Annotated in this window: 20 protein-coding genes and 1 tRNA gene; 10 read left to right on the top strand and 11 right to left on the bottom strand. The window is 66.1% G+C overall.

All coding sequences use genetic code 11. The features are described from left to right. On the top strand, positions 1-135 hold a 135-nt coding region (locus DDZ14_RS05385), incomplete at its 5' end, for a transposase (protein ID WP_146193091.1). Positions 136-514: 379 nt separating this feature from the next. On the opposite strand, the gene DDZ14_RS05380 is transcribed toward DDZ14_RS05385, so the two are convergent. Together DDZ14_RS05380 and leuB are read right to left on the bottom strand one after the other, a co-directional pair. Next, positions 515-591: transfer RNA gene (locus DDZ14_RS05380), tRNA-Pro, on the bottom strand. A gap of 125 nt (positions 592-716) precedes the next feature. Next, the gene (gene leuB / locus DDZ14_RS05375; protein ID WP_109423909.1) at positions 717-1,823 is read right to left on the bottom strand and encodes a 3-isopropylmalate dehydrogenase; all 1,107 of its coding nucleotides are present in this window, start codon (positions 1,821-1,823) and stop codon (positions 717-719) included. Positions 1,824-1,955: 132 nt separating this feature from the next. Between leuB and DDZ14_RS05370 the strand changes: the two genes are divergently transcribed. Beyond that, complete coding sequence (locus DDZ14_RS05370) at positions 1,956-2,498, top strand: redoxin domain-containing protein (RefSeq protein ID WP_109423931.1); 543 nt, start codon at positions 1,956-1,958, stop codon at positions 2,496-2,498. Between the two features lie 22 nt (positions 2,499-2,520). Here DDZ14_RS05370 and DDZ14_RS05365 read toward each other — a convergent pair whose 3' ends face one another. Beyond that, the gene (locus DDZ14_RS05365; protein ID WP_109423908.1) at positions 2,521-3,432 is read right to left on the bottom strand and encodes a LysR family transcriptional regulator; all 912 of its coding nucleotides are present in this window, start codon (positions 3,430-3,432) and stop codon (positions 2,521-2,523) included. A gap of 91 nt (positions 3,433-3,523) precedes the next feature. On the opposite strand from DDZ14_RS05365, the gene DDZ14_RS05360 reads away from it, so the two are divergent. Then, entirely contained in the window at positions 3,524-4,423 is a 900-nt protein-coding gene (locus DDZ14_RS05360; protein ID WP_109423907.1) for an epimerase, read from the top strand. On the opposite strand, the gene DDZ14_RS05355 is transcribed toward DDZ14_RS05360, so the two are convergent. The 4 genes from DDZ14_RS05355 to leuC all read right to left on the bottom strand — a co-directional run bounded on the left by DDZ14_RS05355 (position 4,373) and on the right by leuC (position 8,706). Then, complete coding sequence (locus tag DDZ14_RS05355; protein WP_233252490.1) at positions 4,373-5,413, bottom strand: endonuclease/exonuclease/phosphatase family protein; 1,041 nt, start codon at positions 5,411-5,413, stop codon at positions 4,373-4,375. The genes DDZ14_RS05360 and DDZ14_RS05355 overlap by 51 nt on opposite strands. 38 nt (positions 5,414-5,451) lie before the next feature. Beyond that, on the bottom strand, positions 5,452-6,282 hold the full coding sequence (locus tag DDZ14_RS05350; RefSeq protein ID WP_109423905.1) for a hypothetical protein: 831 nt from the start codon (positions 6,280-6,282) through the stop codon (positions 5,452-5,454). 415 nt (positions 6,283-6,697) lie between these two features. Then, entirely contained in the window at positions 6,698-7,303 is a 606-nt protein-coding gene (leuD, locus tag DDZ14_RS05345; RefSeq protein ID WP_109423904.1) for a 3-isopropylmalate dehydratase small subunit, read from the bottom strand. Beyond that, the gene (gene leuC / locus DDZ14_RS05340) at positions 7,303-8,706 is read right to left on the bottom strand and encodes a 3-isopropylmalate dehydratase large subunit (RefSeq protein WP_109423903.1); all 1,404 of its coding nucleotides are present in this window, start codon (positions 8,704-8,706) and stop codon (positions 7,303-7,305) included. Before leuC ends, leuD begins: the two co-directional genes overlap by 1 nt. Before the next feature lie 300 nt (positions 8,707-9,006). On the opposite strand from leuC, the gene DDZ14_RS05335 reads away from it, so the two are divergent. Together DDZ14_RS05335 and DDZ14_RS05330 are read left to right on the top strand one after the other, a co-directional pair. Then, entirely contained in the window at positions 9,007-10,356 is a 1,350-nt protein-coding gene (locus tag DDZ14_RS05335) for a mechanosensitive ion channel family protein (protein WP_109423902.1), read from the top strand. 85 nt (positions 10,357-10,441) lie between these two features. Continuing rightward, positions 10,442-10,858 carry a universal stress protein gene (locus DDZ14_RS05330; RefSeq protein ID WP_109423901.1) on the top strand — a complete coding sequence of 139 codons (417 nt, stop codon included), beginning with the start codon at positions 10,442-10,444 and terminating at the stop codon, positions 10,856-10,858. Between the two features lie 3 nt (positions 10,859-10,861). On the opposite strand, the gene DDZ14_RS05325 is transcribed toward DDZ14_RS05330, so the two are convergent. Then, positions 10,862-11,884, bottom strand: a complete 1,023-nt coding sequence (locus tag DDZ14_RS05325; RefSeq protein ID WP_109423900.1) for an asparaginase — start codon at positions 11,882-11,884, stop codon at positions 10,862-10,864. Between the two features lie 185 nt (positions 11,885-12,069). On the opposite strand from DDZ14_RS05325, the gene DDZ14_RS05320 reads away from it, so the two are divergent. From DDZ14_RS05320 to DDZ14_RS05310, 3 genes are all read left to right on the top strand, one after another. Beyond that, positions 12,070-12,600, top strand: a complete 531-nt coding sequence (locus tag DDZ14_RS05320) for an invasion associated locus B family protein (protein WP_109423899.1) — start codon at positions 12,070-12,072, stop codon at positions 12,598-12,600. A gap of 88 nt (positions 12,601-12,688) precedes the next feature. Next, positions 12,689-13,876, top strand: coding sequence for a 23S rRNA (adenine(2503)-C(2))-methyltransferase RlmN (gene rlmN / locus DDZ14_RS05315; RefSeq protein ID WP_109423898.1), 1,188 nt, complete (start codon positions 12,689-12,691; stop codon positions 13,874-13,876). Positions 13,877-13,973: 97 nt separating this feature from the next. Beyond that, positions 13,974-14,480 carry a murein L,D-transpeptidase family protein gene (locus DDZ14_RS05310; RefSeq protein ID WP_109423897.1) on the top strand — a complete coding sequence of 169 codons (507 nt, stop codon included), beginning with the start codon at positions 13,974-13,976 and terminating at the stop codon, positions 14,478-14,480. A gap of 3 nt (positions 14,481-14,483) precedes the next feature. On the opposite strand, the gene DDZ14_RS05305 is transcribed toward DDZ14_RS05310, so the two are convergent. After that, a complete protein-coding gene (locus tag DDZ14_RS05305; RefSeq protein WP_109423896.1) occupies positions 14,484-15,026 on the bottom strand; it encodes a CAP domain-containing protein in 543 nt (180 codons plus the stop codon). A gap of 166 nt (positions 15,027-15,192) precedes the next feature. On the opposite strand from DDZ14_RS05305, the gene DDZ14_RS05300 reads away from it, so the two are divergent. Then, entirely contained in the window at positions 15,193-15,789 is a 597-nt protein-coding gene (locus DDZ14_RS05300; protein ID WP_109423895.1) for a L,D-transpeptidase, read from the top strand. Positions 15,790-15,947: 158 nt separating this feature from the next. Then, positions 15,948-16,136, top strand: a complete 189-nt coding sequence (locus DDZ14_RS05295; protein WP_109423894.1) for a hypothetical protein — start codon at positions 15,948-15,950, stop codon at positions 16,134-16,136. Between the two features lie 57 nt (positions 16,137-16,193). Here the strand turns inward: DDZ14_RS05295 and DDZ14_RS05290 are convergent, their stop codons facing one another. Beyond that, a complete protein-coding gene (locus tag DDZ14_RS05290; RefSeq protein ID WP_109423893.1) occupies positions 16,194-17,069 on the bottom strand; it encodes an SDR family oxidoreductase in 876 nt (291 codons plus the stop codon). Next, complete coding sequence (queG, locus tag DDZ14_RS05285; protein WP_109423930.1) at positions 17,066-18,097, bottom strand: tRNA epoxyqueuosine(34) reductase QueG; 1,032 nt, start codon at positions 18,095-18,097, stop codon at positions 17,066-17,068. The genes DDZ14_RS05290 and queG overlap by 4 nt, the downstream gene beginning before the upstream one ends. Positions 18,098-18,162: the final 65 nt, after the last annotated feature.

Below are 18,162 nucleotides of genomic sequence, written 5' to 3'. Positions count from 1 at the left end.
AAACGCCGCAACCGTATCGAGATCATGTTCGGTAGGCTCAAAGACTGGCGACGGGTCGCAACCCGATATGACCGATGCCCGAAGGTATTCCTCTCCGCCATCGCACTCGCCGCAACCGTCATCTATTGGCTATGAGTCCTGACCCTAGGGCTGGATCCATATGAGGGGGTCAGCCAGACAACCTGCGATCCGATCCATCACATTCCGGGATTGAACATCCAGGCCCGTCCCCGTCATAAGCTGTCCAGCCACTTTAAAAGTTCGCGTTGGATGGCCGGCCCGCGCCGAAGCTTTCGCTTGGGACAAGCTTGCGGACACCAGGCCGAATGTCGGTAATTTTGCAGGTTCCGGCCATTAGATATTGCCGCAGCGTCCGTCGAAATCGGCTCCAGCCGGACCTTCGCCGCACGATGGACGTGGGTCAGTTTAACCTGAACGGAGAAGAAACGCCGCCACCAGGAAGGCTGGTGCCAGATCGGGATATCTGCCCCGGCAAACCGAAATTGGCTGATACTGGTCGGAGTGAGAGGATTCGAACCTCCGGCCCCTGCCTCCCGAAGACAGTGCTCTACCAGGCTGAGCTACACTCCGACCGTGGCGTGCCGATTATAGGAGGACGGGCCGCTTTGCAAGGGCTCTGTTGGACGTGAGGGCGGTATTGACGGGCGTCGCCGCCAAGCCGCAGCGCCGGGGCAGGAACCGCGCCCCGCCCCCGGTCACAGCCCCGCGTCGAGCGCGCCCAGAATCGCATCGCCCATTTCGCTGGTGGAGACCGGCGTCACGCCCTCCTCGCCCAGCAGATCGGCGGTGCGCAGGCCGTCGGCCAGCACCTTCTCCACCGCGGCTTCCAGCCGGCCGGCCTCGTCGCCCAGGTCGAAGCTGTAGCGCAGCGCCATCGCGAAGCTCAGGATGCAGGCGATCGGGTTGGCCTTGCCCTGCCCGGCGATGTCCGGGGCGGAGCCGTGCACCGGCTCGTAAAGCGCCTTGGGCCGGCCATTGGCCATCGGCGCGCCGAGCGAGGCCGAGGGCAGCATCCCGAGCGAGCCCGTCAGCATCGCGGCGGCATCCGACAAGAGATCGCCGAAGAGGTTGTCGGTCACGATCACGTCGAACTGCTTGGGCCAGCGGCAGAGCTGCATCGCCCCGGCATCGGCATACATGTGGCTGAGTTCGACATCCGGATAGTCGCGGTCATGCACCTCCTGCACCACCTCGCGCCACAGGATCCCCGATTCCATCACATTGGCCTTCTCCATCGAGCAGACCTTGTTCGACCGCTTGCGGGCCAGCTCGAAGGCCGATTTGGCGACGCGGGCGATCTCGGACTCGGTGTAACGCTGGGTGTTGATCCCCACCCGCTCATTGCCCTCGGTGATGATCCCGCGGGGCTCGCCAAAGTAGATGCCCGACGTCAGTTCCCGCACGATCACGATATCGAGCCCGGCAACCACCTCGCGCTTCAGCGACGAGAAATCGGCCAGCGCGTCGAAACACTGCGCAGGCCGCAGATTGGCGAACAGGTCCATCTCCTTGCGCAGCCGCAGGAGCCCGCGTTCTGGCTTTACGCTGAAATCCAGCTTGTCGTATTTCGGCCCGCCCACGGCCCCCAGCAGCACCGCATCCACGGCCTGCGCCTTCTCCATCGTGGCGTCGGTCAGCGGCGTTCCATGCGCATCATAAGCCGCGCCGCCCACGAGATCCTCGCTGACATCGAAGCCGATGCCGCGCCGGGCGCCGAACCAGTCGATGACCTTGCGGACTTCAGCCATGACCTCGGGGCCGATACCGTCGCCCGCCAGGATCAAGATCGAGTGATTGGCCATGCGGGCCTCCTTGTTCTGTGGATGGCATGGCCCTATCTCGGACCTGTGACGCGGTCAAGAACCGCAAGCGATGTACATCCGACGCGCCGGGCCTTTCCCGGCGCTTTCGGTTTTGGAAAGACGGAGGAAATCATGCCCACACCCGGCCAGAAAACACCCGAGTTGAAACTGGAAACCGTCGCCCACGGCACGTTCGACCTGTCCGATCCGGGCACCGAGAACGGCACGCTCCTGGTCTTCTACCGCGGCCTTCACTGCCCGGTCTGCGCCGGCCAGTTGAAGGAACTGGAAGCCGCGGCCGAGGATTTCGCAGCGCGCGGCCTGCGGATCGTCGCAGCCACTGCCGACCCGGCGGACCGCGCCACCGAAATGGCCAGGAAGACCGGGCTGGACAAGGTCGCCATCGCGCATTCATTGTCGCTTCAGGCCGCGCGCGACGACTGGGGGCTCTACATCTCCGCCGCCCGCGAAGGCAGCAGCGAACCCGCACTCTTCCACGAGCCGGGGCTCTTCTTCGTCAATGCGGACCGCGAGTTGCAATTCGGCTCGGTCCAGACCATGCCCTTCGCACGGCCCAAGGCCGCCGACGTGCTGGCCGCGATCACCTTCATGCAGGACAAGGGCTATCCGCCGCGCGGCACCTATACGGGCGATCTGGGCGCCAAGGCCGCCTGAACCACGCCACCCGTCCCGGATGTCACGCCGGGGCGGGCACTCCGCCGATCGCGCGCGGCAACCCCTCGGCCAGCGCGTCCCAGACCCGGCGGATGCGCGGGCTCTGGCGCAGCGCATCATGGGCCGCCAGCCAGACCGGCAGTTCGGCCACCGGCAGATCCGGCAGCAGTTGCACCAGGTCCGGGTCGGCCAGCCCCGGCCGCAGCGGCGCCACGCCGATCCCGCATCCCGCCCGCAGCAGCGCCCAATAGGTCACCTGATCGTCGCACCGCGTCCGGAAGAAGGAACGGTCCACCTCCACCCCCATGCTGCGCATGCCGCGGATGATGAGTTGCGACCGGTCGTAGCCGATCCAGTCATGGACGCGCAGCGCCTCGATGCTCTGCGGCTCGCCTGCCCGCGCGATATAGGCCTTCGAGGCGAAAAGCCCGATCGGCACCGTTCCCAGATGCCGCGCCACAAGGTCGAGCTGTTCTGGCCGGTACATGCGCACCGCGATATCGGCCTCCCGGAACAGCAGGTTCTCGCTGGCGTTGCTGGGGTGAAGTTCCAGCTCGATCTCCGGCTCTTGTGCCCGAAGCCCGGCAAGGATCGGTGGCAGGAAATGAAAGGACACCACCCCGCTCGCCGTGATCCTGACCGTGCCGCGCGGCGCGCCGCCGTGCCCGGCGGCCGTCATGCCAAGCCGCGCGGCGGCATCCCGCATCCGGCGCGCATCCTCGACCAGCGCGGCCCCGGCCTCGGTCAGCGCCAGCCCGCGCGCATGGCGGCGGAAGAGCGGGCCGCCCAGCACCCGCTCGGCCTCGCGTATCCGGCGCGTCAGCGTGGGCTGGCTGAGCCCCAGATCGCGGGCCGCGGCTGAAAGCGATCCGGCCTCGGCCACGGCAAGGAAAAAGCGGATCAAGGTCCAGTCGGGATCGGATGGGGTATTCATTCCCGAATACCTAACATAGCTGTTTGGCGAGTTACATGCGCATTCGGAATAGCTACCTTCTCGGTACAACGCACGGAGAAGGAATATCGCCATGTCGCCCACTGTTCTCATTCTCGGCGCGAACGGCAGGTTCGGACGCAACGCCGCCGAGGCGTTCTGGAATGCAGGCTGGACCGTCCGGCGCTTCGACCGCGCCCACGACGACCTGAATACCGCCGCCGCCGGGACTGATGTGATCCTGAACGCCTGGAACCCGCCCTATCCGGACTGGGCAGCGCAGGTTCCCGCCCTGACCCGCCGCGTGATCGATGCGGCGCGCACCAGTGGCGCCTCGGTCCTGATGCCCGGCAATGTCTACGTCTTCGGCGCGGACGCTCCGGCGGTCTTCGGCCCGGCCACGCCGCATCGCGCGGCCAACCCGCTGGGCCGGATCCGCATCGGGATGGAAGCAGCCTACCGCGCCTCAGGCGTGCAAACGATCATCCTGCGCGCCGGCGATTTCCTGGATACTGAGCCCAGCGGCAACTGGTTCGACAAGGTTCTGGCCAGCCGCATCGGGCGGGGCGTCTTCCGCTGGCCCGGCGATCCGGACGCGCCGCATGCCTGGGCCTATCTGCCCGACATGGCGCGCGCCGCCGTGGCGCTGGCCGAGAAGCGCGCAGACCTGGCCCGGTTCGAGGATGTCCCCTACCCCGGCTACACGCTCAGCGGAAACGAGATGGCCGCGGCGCTGGCCCGTGCGACCGGCCGCCCGGTGCGCCTGCGCCGCATGTCCTGGCTGCCGCTCCGGCTCGCGCGGCCGTTCTGGCCGATGGCCCGGCACCTGATCGAGATGAGCTACCTCTGGAGCAAGCCGCACCGGATCGACCCGGCGCGGTTCCGCGAATTGCTGCCGGAGTATCGCGCGACCCCGCCGGAAACCGCATTGCGCCGCGCCGTGTCATTCGACATCCACCCAGACCAGCCGGTGGCGAGAACCGTCACCGCCTGACACCAGATTGTGGCCGGGCTCGCCGGGCGCGGGCCAGAAGACGCCCGCACCCCGCACCGCCAGATCGGCTGAGGGCAACACGTAATCCACCCGCAGATGGCCCGGCCCGTCCTCGGCGGGCCAGGCGGCGGTATCGAGCGCCGGGTCGCCGCGATGCCGGGCATTCACGCCCCCTGCGGCGATGGAGGACAGCGCGGCGCCGCGGCTTGCCGGTTGCGGATCGTGCAGCGCGGGATGGCCGAGAAGCCGGATCATCGCCTCTCGTCTTCCATCGCCGTCCTCGGGGTCCATGTTGAAGTCACCCAGCAACACGAAGGGCGTGCGCACGCCCGGCCCGCCATCGGGCGCCCAGCCGTTCAGGAACATCTCCCAGAACCGTATCTCGTCGTGGTTGCGGCGGCCGTTGCGGTCCTCCGGCCCGTCGAAGACCGGCGGTGTAGCATAGATCGTCAGGAGCCGCAGTATGCGCCCGCCGGGCAGGCGCAGCGGTACCTCCCAGTGTGCTGTGGTGGACAGGCGCTGAACGGCCTGCGCCGCCTCGACCATGTCCGTGCCGCCGATCAGCGTTCCGGGCAGGTCGCGCCACGGAAAGGCGCTGAAGTCCCGCACTTCCGTCCCGGCCACCGGAAATCGCGACAGGAGCGCCATGCCCCCTTGCCCACTGAAATACCCGAAACCCTGCGCGTCGCCCGGCCCGCCGCGTCGTCCGTCGCCGTCAAGGTCGAGCCCGGTGGGCCAGCCGGTATTGGGCCGCAGCGCGAAACGGTGCGGATAGGCCGCGCCCCGCGCCGCCAACCGTTCGGCGAAGAGGCCCAGCGCCACGCCATCCAGATCGTAGTCGAACCCGGTGAGAAGCAGCACGTCCGGCGAAACCGTGGCGATGATCTGCAGCACGGTGTCGACATCGGCGGCTCCGCCTTGCGCGATGTCGCGGGCCAGAAGGCCGGGGCCTCGCCGGTCCAGGCCCACGTTGAAAGTGGCAACGCGCAAGGGCTCGGCACAGGCGGCACAGGCCGCGAGTGCCCAGATCAGACAGCCAAGAAGGAGCGTTCTTCCACCGCCTGGCTGCGCTTGCGTTGCAGCATGTCTGCGACGCGCCCCAGCGCGATCCCCCGCATCACAAGGCCGGCCGGAATGAAGGCCCATATCGCCACCGTCCAGATCAGTGTCTGATGGTTCGCCATCGCGTAGCGGTCGAAGACTCCGGCCGCCAGCATCACGAACATCGGTGTCACAAATGGCAGGCTCAGCCCTAACAAAACGTTAACCCGGCCGTCGCGCACCAGGTGCTCGACCACGTCTCCGCCCGCCGTGGGGTCGAAATTCGGCATGTTTGTCCAGACGTTGAAGCTGCGGTTGTTCAGCGGCCAGTTGCAGAGCCGCATGAGGATCGCGAAAACCGCCGTCATCATCAGCGAGATCAGGTAGCTGATACCTGCCGCGGCGCGCAGCAGTTCGACCTGCCCATAGGTCGCCTCCGGAGGCAGCATCAGGCCGATGAGCCGCACCGGGCTGAACTGGAAGTCGATGCCATGCCCGATCAGCGTGCCGATCTGCGTGACTGCCACGCCGGTTGCGGAGGGGGCAGTGATCTGGCGGCACAGCAGCGACAGCAGAACCACGTTGATAAGGAGCGCAACGAAGCGGATGCGGTTGAAGGGCGGGGCGAAACGGAACTCCACCAGGCTGGGAAAGCGCGCGGTGTATTCGATAAAGGTGATCCCCGCGCAGCACAGCGCCACTGCCGCGACGATCTGGTGCGTCTCGGAATGGATGTCCGGCAAGATCAGCGATGGTGTCGCGATCAGCAACATCACCAATGCCGCGCGGAATGCCGCGCCCGTGACTGTCAGGACCACTGCCCCTTACCTCAACCTCGACGGCCCCGGTTCTTTGCCGGTGTCCGTTCTTGTGTCGATCCCGCCGATCGGGTTTGGCGGAATGCCTCAATTTCGACAAAATCCTGCCATTATTGAACAAAGTCCGTCAACCCCCTGACTCTCAAAGAAGAATCCGGCGGGGCAACGGGCGGACAGTGTGTAGCTAATGTGCACCACCCGTCCATGCGAGCTTTCCAGGGGGACAAACCGCCTGCCGGCAGTGGCTCAGGCGCTCCGAAATGCCGCGTCCGGGTCTGTATAAATTTACCGAGGACAAGCCGTGCAATCATGTGCTTCGCGCTTCCCGTCCGCCCTGGCGCGGACACGGCGCGGCGCACATGAAAACGGCCCCGTCCGCACGGATCGGGGCCGTTATTTCACCGATTACCGTGCCTCAGACCCAGGGCATCCGGGCGGCGTAGCCTTGCTCGAAACTGTCGATGGCCGCGGCCTTCTGGAGCGTCTGGCCGATATCGTCGAGCCCTTCCATCAGGCAGTGCTTCTGGTGCGGGTCGACCTCGAAACGGAACTCGGTCCCGTCCGAGCCGGAGACCGTCTGATGCTCCAGATCGACGGTAATCCGCGCGTTCTCGCCCTTGCGGGCATCATCCATAAGCCGATCCACCTGGTCCTGCGGAAGGACGATGGGAAGGATGCCGTTCTTGAAGCAGTTGTTGAAGAAGATGTCCGCGAAACTCGGCGCAATGACCGCCTTGATGCCGAAATCCTTGATCGCCCAGGGGGCGTGCTCGCGGCTCGACCCGCAGCCGAAATTCTCCCCCGCGACCAGGATCTCGGCCTTGCGATAGGCCGGCTGGTTGAGCACGAAATCCGGGATCTCCCGGCCCTCGCCGTCATAGCGCATCTCGTCGAAGAGGTTCACGCCCAGCCCGGACCGCTTGATCGTCTTCAGGAACTGCTTGGGAATGATCATGTCGGTATCGACGTTGATGAGCGGCAGCGGCGCCGCGACCCCGGTGATCTTTTCGAATTTTTCCATCACATCATCTCCCGCACATCGGTCAGCCGTCCGGTCACCGCGGCGGCGGCGGCCATCGCGGGGCTCATCAGGTGGGTGCGCCCGCCGCGGCCCTGGCGGCCCTCGAAATTGCGGTTGGACGTCGCCGCGCAACGCTCGCCGGGCTCAAGCTGGTCCGGGTTCATCGCCAGGCACATGGAACAGCCCGCGAGCCGCCATTCGAAGCCCGCTTCCTTGAAGATGTCGGCCAGCCCCTCTTCCTCGGCCTGGGCGCGCACGAGGCCCGAGCCCGGCACGACCATCGCGCGCAGCCCTTCCTTGATCTTCTTGCCTTTCAGAACATCGGCCGCAGCGCGCAGATCCTCGATCCGCCCGTTGGTGCAGGAGCCGATAAAGACCGTATCGATCTCGATCTCCGAAAGCGGCGTCCCCGCCGTCAGCCCCATATATTCCAGTGCCCGCCGGGCGGCGTCCACCTTTCCGCCCTTGAAATCCTCCGGGGCCGGGACTGCGGCGGTGATCGGCAGCACGTCCTCGGGCGAGGTGCCCCAGGTAACGACCGGCGCGATATCCTCGCCCTTCAGCGTGATGACCTTGTCGAAATGGGCGCCCTCGTCGGTGAAGAGCGTCTTCCAGTAAGCCAGCGCGGCCTCCCACTGTGCGCCCTTGGGCGCATGGGGCCGGCCCATCACGTAGTCGAAGGTCTTCTCGTCCGGCGCGATCAGGCCCGCGCGCGCGCCGCCTTCGATGGCCATGTTGCACACCGTCATCCGGCCTTCGATGCTCAGATCGCGGATCGCCTCGCCGCAATATTCGATCACATGGCCGGTGCCGCCCGCGGTGCCCGTGGCGCCGATCACCGAAAGCGTGATGTCCTTGGCGGTCACGCCGGGCCGCAGCTTGCCGGTGATCTCCACCTTCATGTTCTTCGATTTCTTCTGGATCAGCGTCTGCGTGGCCAGAACATGCTCCACCTCGGACGTCCCGATCCCATGCGCCAGCGCGCCGAAGGCGCCATGCGTGGCGGTGTGGCTGTCGCCGCAGACCACGGTCATGCCCGGCAGGGTCCAGCCCTGTTCGGGACCGACGATATGCACGATGCCCTGGCGCACGTCGGAGACCGGGTAATAGTTGATCCCGAAATCCTGCGCGTTCTTGTCCAGCGCCTCGACCTGGATGCGGCTTTCCTCGTTCTTGATGCCGCTGGTGCGGTCGAGCGTGGTGGGCACGTTGTGGTCGGGCACCGCGATGGTCTTCTCGGGCGCGCGAACGGTGCGCCCAGCCATGCGCAGCCCCTCGAAAGCCTGGGGGCTGGTCACTTCATGCACCAGGTGCCGGTCTATATAGAGCAGGCAGGTGCCGTCTTCGGCTTCGTGGACGACATGGGCGTCCCATATCTTGTCGTAGAGTGTCTTGGGGGACATAAGTCCTCTCCCGTGATTTTGGTCGGAATGTTCGGCATTCAGGCAAACGGGCAAAACCGCCCGGCTGCGGTCATAGCCGGGCCAGAATCGTGAACGTCGCGCCGAAGAAGCGTTCCCGCAGGCGCGCGCGATCATCCATGTCGATAAACGGCGTCATGAGCGCGACATATAGCTTTGCCCCGAGTCTCGCAAGTGCCCCGGCCACGCCTGCATGCGTCCCTGTTGGCCGCCGCAACGCGAAAAGCTGTTCTGCGGCGCTTTGCGTGTTACCAATGAAAGGAAATCCGCTAGGAGCCGGGCATGGAGCCACAGGAAAGGACCGCAGAGGTCGCCCAGGAGATCGCGATCGGCTTATGGGCCGAGGCACAACTTTTCCTGGAAAGCCTTCTACGGCCCTGGAACGCCTATCAGGTTCTGATCGCGCTGGGCCTTTTCGTGCTGGCCCGACTGCTGGGCCGAATCCTGGCCGCGCGCTGGGATAGCTGGCTGCGCAGCCGCGAGAACTGGCCCATGTGGCGAAAGCGCATTGGGGTGCTGCTGCGTAACCGGATGGGGCTGGTCATCTTCGTCGTCCTGTCATGGGCGACCGTGTTCGCCATGCGCGAACTGACCTGGCCGTCGCGCTCCTACCTTATCGCCGTGGCGGCGCAGCTTTCGCTGGCCTGGCTGCTGATCGCCATGATCTCGCGGCTGATCGGCAATGCCTTCCTGCGCGGGCTGGTGCGCTATACCGGCTGGACATGGGTCACATTGTCGATCCTAGGGCTGACCGAATCCACGCGCACGCTGCTCGACAGCATGGCCATGTCAGTGGGCGAAACGCGCCTTTCGGTCTGGATGGTCGTCCAGGCCATCGTGATCATCGGCGTGCTGTTCTTCCTGGCGCGCTTCGCCTCTGTGAGCACCGCCGGCCGCATCCGACGGAACGACGATATAAGCCCCTCGATGCAGGTGCTCGCCGTCAAGTTTCTGCAAATCCTGCTCTACGGCGCGGCCTTCTTCATCGGGCTGCGGGCGGTGGGCGTGGATCTCACCGGGCTGGCGGTGCTCTCGGGCGCCATCGGCGTCGGACTCGGCTTCGGCTTGCAGAAGGTCGTCTCGAATCTCGTCTCGGGGGTGATCATCCTGCTCGACAAGTCGATCAAGCCCGGCGACGTGATCTCGCTGGGCGAGACCTTTGGATGGATCAACAGCCTGGGTGCGCGCTATGTCTCGGTCGTCACCCGCGACGGCAAGGAATACCTGATCCCGAACGAGGATCTGATCACCAGCCAGGTGGTCAACTGGTCCCATTCCGACGAATTCGTCCGGCTCGACATCTTTTTCGGCACCAGCTACGACAGCGATCCGCACGAGGTGCGCAAACTTGCGGTGGAGGCCGCGAAGTCCGTCCCGCGGGTGATTGGCAGCAAGTCCCCGGTCTGTCATGTCGTGGGCTTCGGCGACAGTTCGGTGGATTTCATCCTGCGTTTCTGGATCAGCGACGCCACTGCGGGGCTGACGAATGTACGCGGCGCCGTCTTCCTGGCGCTGTGGGATGCGCTCAGGGCGGCGAATGTCTCCATTCCCTTCCCGCAACGCGAAGTCCGGATGCTCAAGGGCAGCAATCTCGACGTTTCCGGTGCCCAAATAGCCGTTTCCGAGGATTGATCGCACCCGCCGGACATGTTGACGTGTGTCAATGCGCACCGGCGACGGGGCACTTACGGTTCAAGCAAGAAGAGAGGAGAACATAATGTACAACAAGATCATGGTTCCGATCGATCTGCGTCATACCGACCAGCTCGGCAAGGCGATCAAGACGGCTGCCGAACTTTCCAAGGCCCACGATGCGTCCCTGACCTTTGTCGGCGTCACCAACCCGCAGCCCAGTGCGGTGGCCCACAACCCGAAAGAATACGAAAGCAAGCTCGCCGAATTCGCCGCCGCGCAGTCCAAGGAGACCGGCGTCGAGATCGGCCATATCTCCAAGGTCAGCCATGACCCCGCGATCGACAAGGACGACATCCTCGAAGAAGTTGTCGAGGGCAACGATTTCGATCTCGTGGTGATGGCCAGCCACGTGCCCGGCATAGCCGAGCGTATCTTCGCCTCGAACGCAGGCTACCTGGCCTCGCATGCCAAGGTGTCGGTCTTCGTGGTGCGCGGCTGACACTCAGCCCAGTGCGGGCAACCCGCCGGAACGGCGCAGCGCGTCCGAGGCCCGAACAGTGCCAGCCGGGATGCCCCTCCGGCTTGTCACCGGAACGTCGAGCCTGCCCTTTGTGGCGGGGTGCGCGGCGTCGAGAACGCCCAGCCTGACCAGCAGCGCCGCGATCACGCATTCCGATGCGCGCACGCCGCCATCCTCGATCTTGACAGCGATGCCCAGACCCTTCTCGGGCAGGATCGCGGTGAACACGGCCTCGGCGCCGGTCTTGATCGCGACGCGGCCGTCCATCGCGCGCATGAGTTCGGTGCAGGCGCGCCCTTCCCCGGCCACCAGATCGGGATGCGCGCGCATCGCCGCGACCAGCGCCTGCGCGGCCTCGCCACGTTTGCCGCCCAACGCCTCGCCCGCGGCCATTCGTGCCATCGCGCGCGCCAGCCCGGTCATGCTGCAGGCGAAATTCGGGGCCGAGCAGCCGTCAATGCCGTATCCCGGCGAAGTCTCGCCGGTCATCTCCTCGAACGCTTCCAGCACCGCGCGCTGCACGGGGTGGTCGGGCTCGACATATTCCGGCCCGGCGCCGAGGTGCCGCGTCAGCGTCAGGAAGCCCGAATGTTTGCCGGAACAATTGTTGTGAAGCTGACACGGTTCGCCGTGGGCGCGGATCAGTGCGTGTTTCGCCGCGCGATCGTCGGGAACCTGATCGCCGCAGCGCAGGTCGGCTTCCGACATGTCCAGATCGGCCAGCCAACGCGCCACCCAGTCGGTATGGATCGCCGCGCCCTGATGCGACGCGCACGCCAGCGCCAGATGCTCGTCGCCCAGCCCGGCCGTCTTGGCCGCCCCGCTCTCGATCAGCGGCAGCGCCTGGAGCATCTTGACCGAGGAACGCGGCAGGATGGTCTTTTCCGGGTCGCCCCATGCTTCCAGAATCGCGCCCGACGCATCGCAGATCACGGCATGGCCGCGATGCACGGATTCCGCCAGCGGCCCACGCCATACCTCCACCAGGATCTCCGCATCCGTCATGGCCTCTCCTCCTGCTTTTTCCAGCCTTCACCTTGCGCGAAATTCCGCAATCGGGGGTGGAAAACAAGGGCGGATGTCAGCTAAACTCCGCCGAAGCGGAAAAACGACCAATTGCCGCCCCATAACAATACGCGACATAAGGGCGGTGCGACATGAGGCAGAGACAGCAGGAGGCTGTGGATCACATGATGAAATGGGTGGCCATGTCCATCTTCAGCGCGGCGCTGGCGGTATCCGCGGGCGGCGCGGCTGCGCAGAGCGAATCAGACAACCGGGTTGCGGCCAAGACGGATTGGAGCGTGTTCGTCGAAGACGAGCCGACCGAATGCTGGATCGTCTCCAGCCCCAAGCAGACCGTGAACAGCAAGGACGGGCGAACCGTCGCCGTGCGGCGCGGCGACATCCTGCTCTTCGTGTCCTACCGGCCAGGCAAGGAGGTCAAGGGCGAGGTGTCGTTCACCGGCGGCTATCCGTTCCGGGACGGCTCCACCGTCAGCCTTCAGATCGGCGACGACACCTACGAAATGTTCACGGATGGCGAATGGGCCTGGCCCGCTTCCAAGGACGACGACCGCAAGATCCTGACCTCGATGCGCGCCGGGGCCGAGGCTGTCGCCACCGGCATCTCATCGCGCGGGACCACCACCAAGGACACCTTCTCGCTGATGGGTGTGACCGCCGCGCTCGACGAGGCCGAAAGCCGCTGCTCCAACTGACGGCGGTCGCGGCCGGCCGGTGCTGCCCGCTTTGCACGGGGGCGGGAATCGTGTATGCCGCGCCCCTGTTCCACCGGAGTCCGCAATCATGCCCGCATCCGCGCCGATCACGCAGGATCTCGTCACGATCCCCCGCAAGCCGGAGGAAACCGGCCGCATGAACCTCGTTGGCCTGACCCGGCCCGCGCTGGCCGAGGCGCTGCGCGCCGCCGGGACACCGGAGCAGCAGGTCAAGATGCGCGCCGCGCAGCTCTGGCAGTGGATTTACCAGAAGGGCGTGCGCGATTTCGACGCCATGACCAATCTCTCGAAGGCGTACCGTGCCCTGCTGGCGGCACATTTCTGCATCGCGCTGCCCGAGGTCGTGTCGCGCCAGGTCTCCGCCGACGGAACCCGGAAATACCTGCTCCGGATCAGCGGCGGGCACGAGGTCGAAACCGTCTATATCCCCGAGGAGGACCGCGGCACGCTCTGCATTTCCAGCCAGGTGGGGTGCACGCTGACCTGTTCCTTCTGCCATACCGGCACGCAGAAACTGGTGCGCAACCTCACTCCGGGCGAGATCGTCGGACAGATCATGGTCGCGCGCGACGACCTGGGCGAATGGCCCGCGCCGGGGCGCAATCCCAAGGTGGAAACCCGGCTCCTGTCCAACGTCGTGCTGATGGGCATGGGCGAGCCGCTCTACAATTTCGAGAATGTCCGCGACGCGATGCAGATCGTGATGGACAACGAAGGCATCAGCCTCAGCCGGCGGCGCATCACGCTCTCCACCTCCGGCGTGGTGCCCGAGATCGCGCGTGCCGGGGCCGAGATCGGCTGCATGCTGGCGGTCAGCTTCCACGCCACCACCGACGCGGTGCGCGACAAGCTGGTGCCGATCAACCGGCGCTGGAACATCGCCACGCTGCTCGACGCGCTGCGCGCCTATCCGAAGCTCTCGAATTCCGAAAGGATTACCTTTGAATACGTGATGCTCAAGGGCGTCAACGACAGCGACGCCGATGCGCGCCGGCTGGTCCAATTGATCGCCGGCATCCCCGCGAAGATCAACCTGATCCCGTTCAACGAATGGCCCGGCGCACCCTATGAGCGGTCCGACTGGGCCCGGATCGAGGCCTTCGCCGACATCGTCTACAAGGCCGGCTACGCCTCGCCGATCCGCACCCCGCGCGGCGAGGACATCATGGCCGCCTGCGGGCAGCTCAAATCGGCCACCGAACGCGCCCGCAAGAGCCGGGCCGAGATCGCCGCCGAGGCGGGATTGCCGGGCTGAAACGCCGCGCGTCCTGCGCACCACAAGGTGATTCCGCCGCGCCGCGATTTCGCGTATACTGTCGGCCAAGAAGAAGAAACGAATACAGGCGAGGGATATGCGACATTTCGTGATCGCGCTCTGCTGCACGCTGACGCTGGCGCTGTCGGGCTGTGCCGACAAGTTCCGCACCTATGACGGACCCGAGGTCACGCGGATCTCGGTCCATAAATCCTCGCGCCGGATGTATCTGTGGCACGAGGATCAGGTGATCCGCCACTTCGAGTTCGATCTCGGCTTCGCGCCCGAGGGCCACAAGGAGTTCGAGGGCGACGGCAAGACGCCGGAGGGGCGCTATTTCATCGACCGGCGCAATCCGAATTCCAGCTTCCACCTGTCGCTGGGCATCTCCTATCCGAATGTCCAGGATGTCGTCTATGCCCGCAAGTCCGGCAAGAGCCCTGGCGGGGATATCTTCATCCACGGACGCCCGAATGCCGAAGCGCTCCTGGGCCCGCGCACCGGCCCCGACTGGACCGCAGGCTGCATTTCGGTGACGAACGACGAGATGGAGGATATCTACGCGATGGTGCGACTGGGCACCGTGATCGACATATACCCCTGAGGCTCAGCTCGTCCCGCCGGGTACCTTCCGCGGCCCGCCGGTGACAAGCGTCCACCAGATCTTGCCGTTCGGTTCCTGGAACCAGGCAAATCCCATGTCGCGCGCCTTGGGGTCCATGATCACGTCCCGCGTGGCCGGTTCTTTCATCCAGGCGGCAAGCGTGGTCACATCGTCCTCGTAGGTCTCCGAGATGTTCTCGCCCAGCAACTGCCCCGGATAGCCCGCGCGCTGTGCCCGGTCGATCGGCGACGACCCGTCGGAGCCGAAATGCCAGGGCCGGTTTTGCACCGACATGTCGCGCGCATGGGTTTCCGCGGCGGCGTTCAGCCGGATGTCGTAGCCCAGTTCCGGAAGTCCCGAGGCGGACCGCAGCGCGTTGACCGAATCGAGCATCCGGAACTGGATGCGCGACACGTCACGATCGCTGATCTCGAAGATCTCCGGCAACGGTTTGCCGTCGGGGCCGAGCCTTGCCGGTTCGGGCGCGGGGGTACAGGCCGCAAGGCCGAAGGCCGCGACAAGGACAAGAAGAAAAGCTCTGCGCATAGGTCGTTCACCTGTGGAGAATTCACCCGGCCACCCATAGCGGGTTCGCCGGGCCGGTTCAAACGATGCGTCGCCCGGAGCGCGGCGACTTGCCGGTTTGATTTGCGACTGAGGCGCAAAGGACATAGATTAGGCGTGTTGCATTCTCGATCGCGGAGTATCAGGTATGAAGAAATCACCGATCACCCTGACCCGTCGCAGTTTCGCCCTGGGTCTCGGCGCCGGCACGGCGGCCGGTCTGGCCACCCCGGCGTTGGCCACTGGCAGCACCGAAATGGAAGCCGATGTCGGCAAGATCGTGCGGCACAACATTTCCAGCTTCCGGACCTATGACTGGCGGCCGTTCTTCTCCAACCTGCGCGGCGGCGCGATCCTCGTGGATACCACGTCGCGGGCGCTTCACTTCTGGTCCGAGGACCGCTCGGTCTACAAGCTTTACCCGTCCAGCGTGCCGATGAGCGAGGAACTGACGCGGCGCGGGCGCACCAAGGTCGTGCGCAAGGTGGTGGGACCGGACTGGCGTCCGACCGCGTCAATGAAGGCGCGCAATCCGGAATGGCCCGATTATGTTCCGCCCGGTCCCGACAACCCGCTGGGAACGCATGCGCTCTATCTCTCCTGGTCCTATTACCGCATCCATGGCACCCACGACACGCGGAAGATCGGGCGCAGATCATCCAATGGTTGCATAGGGTTATACAACGAGCACATTGCCGAACTCTTCGGCCTGACACGGGTCGGGACGCAGGTGTTGCTGATTTGACAACTCGCGTCTGAACTGTGTCAATCCTGTGGCGAAAGGCCAATTGCCTTTCCCGGTTTTTGCTGCATAAAGCGCATCACGAGGTACGGATATGGGTGCCTGATGCGGCCGCGAGCGATCCCGGAAGCATTCAGGTGTTTTCTGGGAGAAACAACGAAATGAAACGCATTGCTCTTGCCGCCGCTTTTTCGCTGGCAACCACCAGCGCCTTCGCGGGCAACATCGCCGAGCCGGTCATGGAGCCGGAGGTGATCGCCGAGGAAACCAGCTCCTCCGCCGGTGCCGGCATCCTGCTGCCGGTGCTCGCGATCGTCCTGGTCGCCGCCGCGGTGGCCATCGCCGACTGAGACGCGGCGCAGCATCTGAAACAGGGGCAGCGACCGCGAGGCCGCTGCCTTTTTCGTTCAGCCCCGCGCCTTCTCCTCGTCCCGCAAGAGCGCCGCCAGTCCCGCCCGGTAATCGGGATAGAGCAATTCCACCCCCAGTTCCCGTTTCATCCGGTCGTTGCGGACACGTTTCGATTCGGAATAGAAGCTCGCCGCCATCGGCGACAGGCCGGCCTGCTCGATCGGCACCGCCTCGGGCAGCGGCAGGCCCAGAAGCTCCGCGGCAAGGGCGATCACGTCCTCGGGCGGGGCGGCCTCGTCATCGCAGATATTGTAGATCGCGCCGGGCCGGGGCCGGGCCATCGAAGCGCGGAGCGCCTGTGCGATATCCTCGACATGGATGCGGCTGAAGACCTGGCCGGGCTTGATGATGCGCCGGGCCGTGCCGGCGCGCACTTTCGCGAAGGGGCCGCGGCCGGGACCATAGATGCCGGCAAGGCGGAAAATGTGCAGCGGCAGGCCGGTCTCGGCGGCCAGCGCCTGCCACTCCGCCTCGGCCTCGGCCCGCGCCCGCCCGCGCCGCGTGCTGGGCGCCTCTGGCGTCGCCTCGTCGACCCAGCCGCCCCCGTGATCGCCATAGACCCCCGTGGTCGAGAGATACCCGACCCAGGCCAGCCCCGGCGCCGCCGCCGCGATCTGCGGGCGCAGCCGGGCCAGCACCGGATCCCCGTCCGCTCCCGGCCCCGCGGAAATCAGCAGATGGCGCGCCGCCGCCAGGGCCGGGCCGACCTCCCCGCCGGGCCAGACCAGCGGTTCCACCCCGCCGGCGGCCAGGTCTGCGGCCTTCTCGGGGCTGCGCGTCGTGCCGATCACGCGCCAGCCCTCGGCCAGCAGGCGCCGCCCCAGCGCCTGCGCGCTGTATCCGTACCCGAAAGTCAGAAGCGTGCCCGTCATGTCCGCCTCCTCAACCGCGCCGCCGCCCAGCGCGCTGCGTCGGCCACCGCCGGGTCGGCCTCCTGCGTCAGAGCGTCCACCCGGTCCAGATGGGACGGATCGCCGGAATTCCCGATCGCGTAGAGCACGTTGCGCAGGAACCTGTCGCGCCCGATCCGCTTGATCGGCGAACCCGAGAATTTTGCGCGGAAGCCCGCGTCGTCCAACGCCGCCAGATCGGCCAGCCGCGGCGCATCCAGATCGTCCCGCGCCGCATAGCGTGTCTCATGCGCGGCGGCGGCGTATTTGTTCCAGGGACAGACCGCCAGGCAATCGTCGCAGCCATAGATGCGGTTGCCCAGCTTGGGCCGCAGCGCCTCGTCCACCGGGCCCTTGTGCTCGATCGTCAGGTAGGAGATGCAGCGCCGCGCATCCAGCTCGAACGGCGCGGGAAAGGCGTCGGTCGGACAAATGTCCAGGCAGCGTGTGCAGGACCCGCAGTGTTCCCGTTCCGGCGCATCGCGCGGCAGTTCCAGCGTCGTGAAGATCGCGCCCAGGAAGAACCAGTTGCCCAGCCCGCGGCCCAACAGGTTCGTGTGCTTGCCCTGCCAGCCCAGCCCGGCGGCCTCCGCCAGCGGCTTCTCCATCACCGGCGCGGTGTCCACGAAGACCTTGATCTCGGCGCCCGGCGCCTCGGCGATCAGCCAGCGCCCCAGCCGCTTCAGCCGCTTCTTGACGATATCGTGGTAGTCGCGCCCCTGCGCATAGACCGACACCGCACCGCGGTCCCGCCGCGCCAGCACGGCCATCGGATCCTCCGCCGGGCTGTAGCTTTCGGCCAGCATCACCACCGACCGCGCCGCGGGCCAGAGCGCGCGCGGATCGCCGCGCCTGCCCATGCGCTCGGCCATCCAGCCCATCTGCCCGTGGCGCCACAGTGCCACGAAACGCGCCAGCCGCGCCGCCGCCTGCGGTATCGCGTCGGGTCCGGTTACCCGCGCGTCGGTGAAGCCTTCCGCCTTCGCCTGTGCAACGAGCCGCGCCTTCAGCGCCTCCCCCCCTTGCTCTGGATCGAAATATTCTCGGGGGGCGCGGGGGGCAGACGGCCCCCCGC

This window comes from Maritimibacter sp. 55A14 (genome assembly GCF_003122205.1).
In the GTDB taxonomy this organism is placed as follows: Bacteria; Pseudomonadota; Alphaproteobacteria; order Rhodobacterales; family Rhodobacteraceae; genus QEYE01.
Note: the sequence above shows the minus strand (reverse complement) of the source record. Positions and strands in the feature narration are given on the sequence as shown.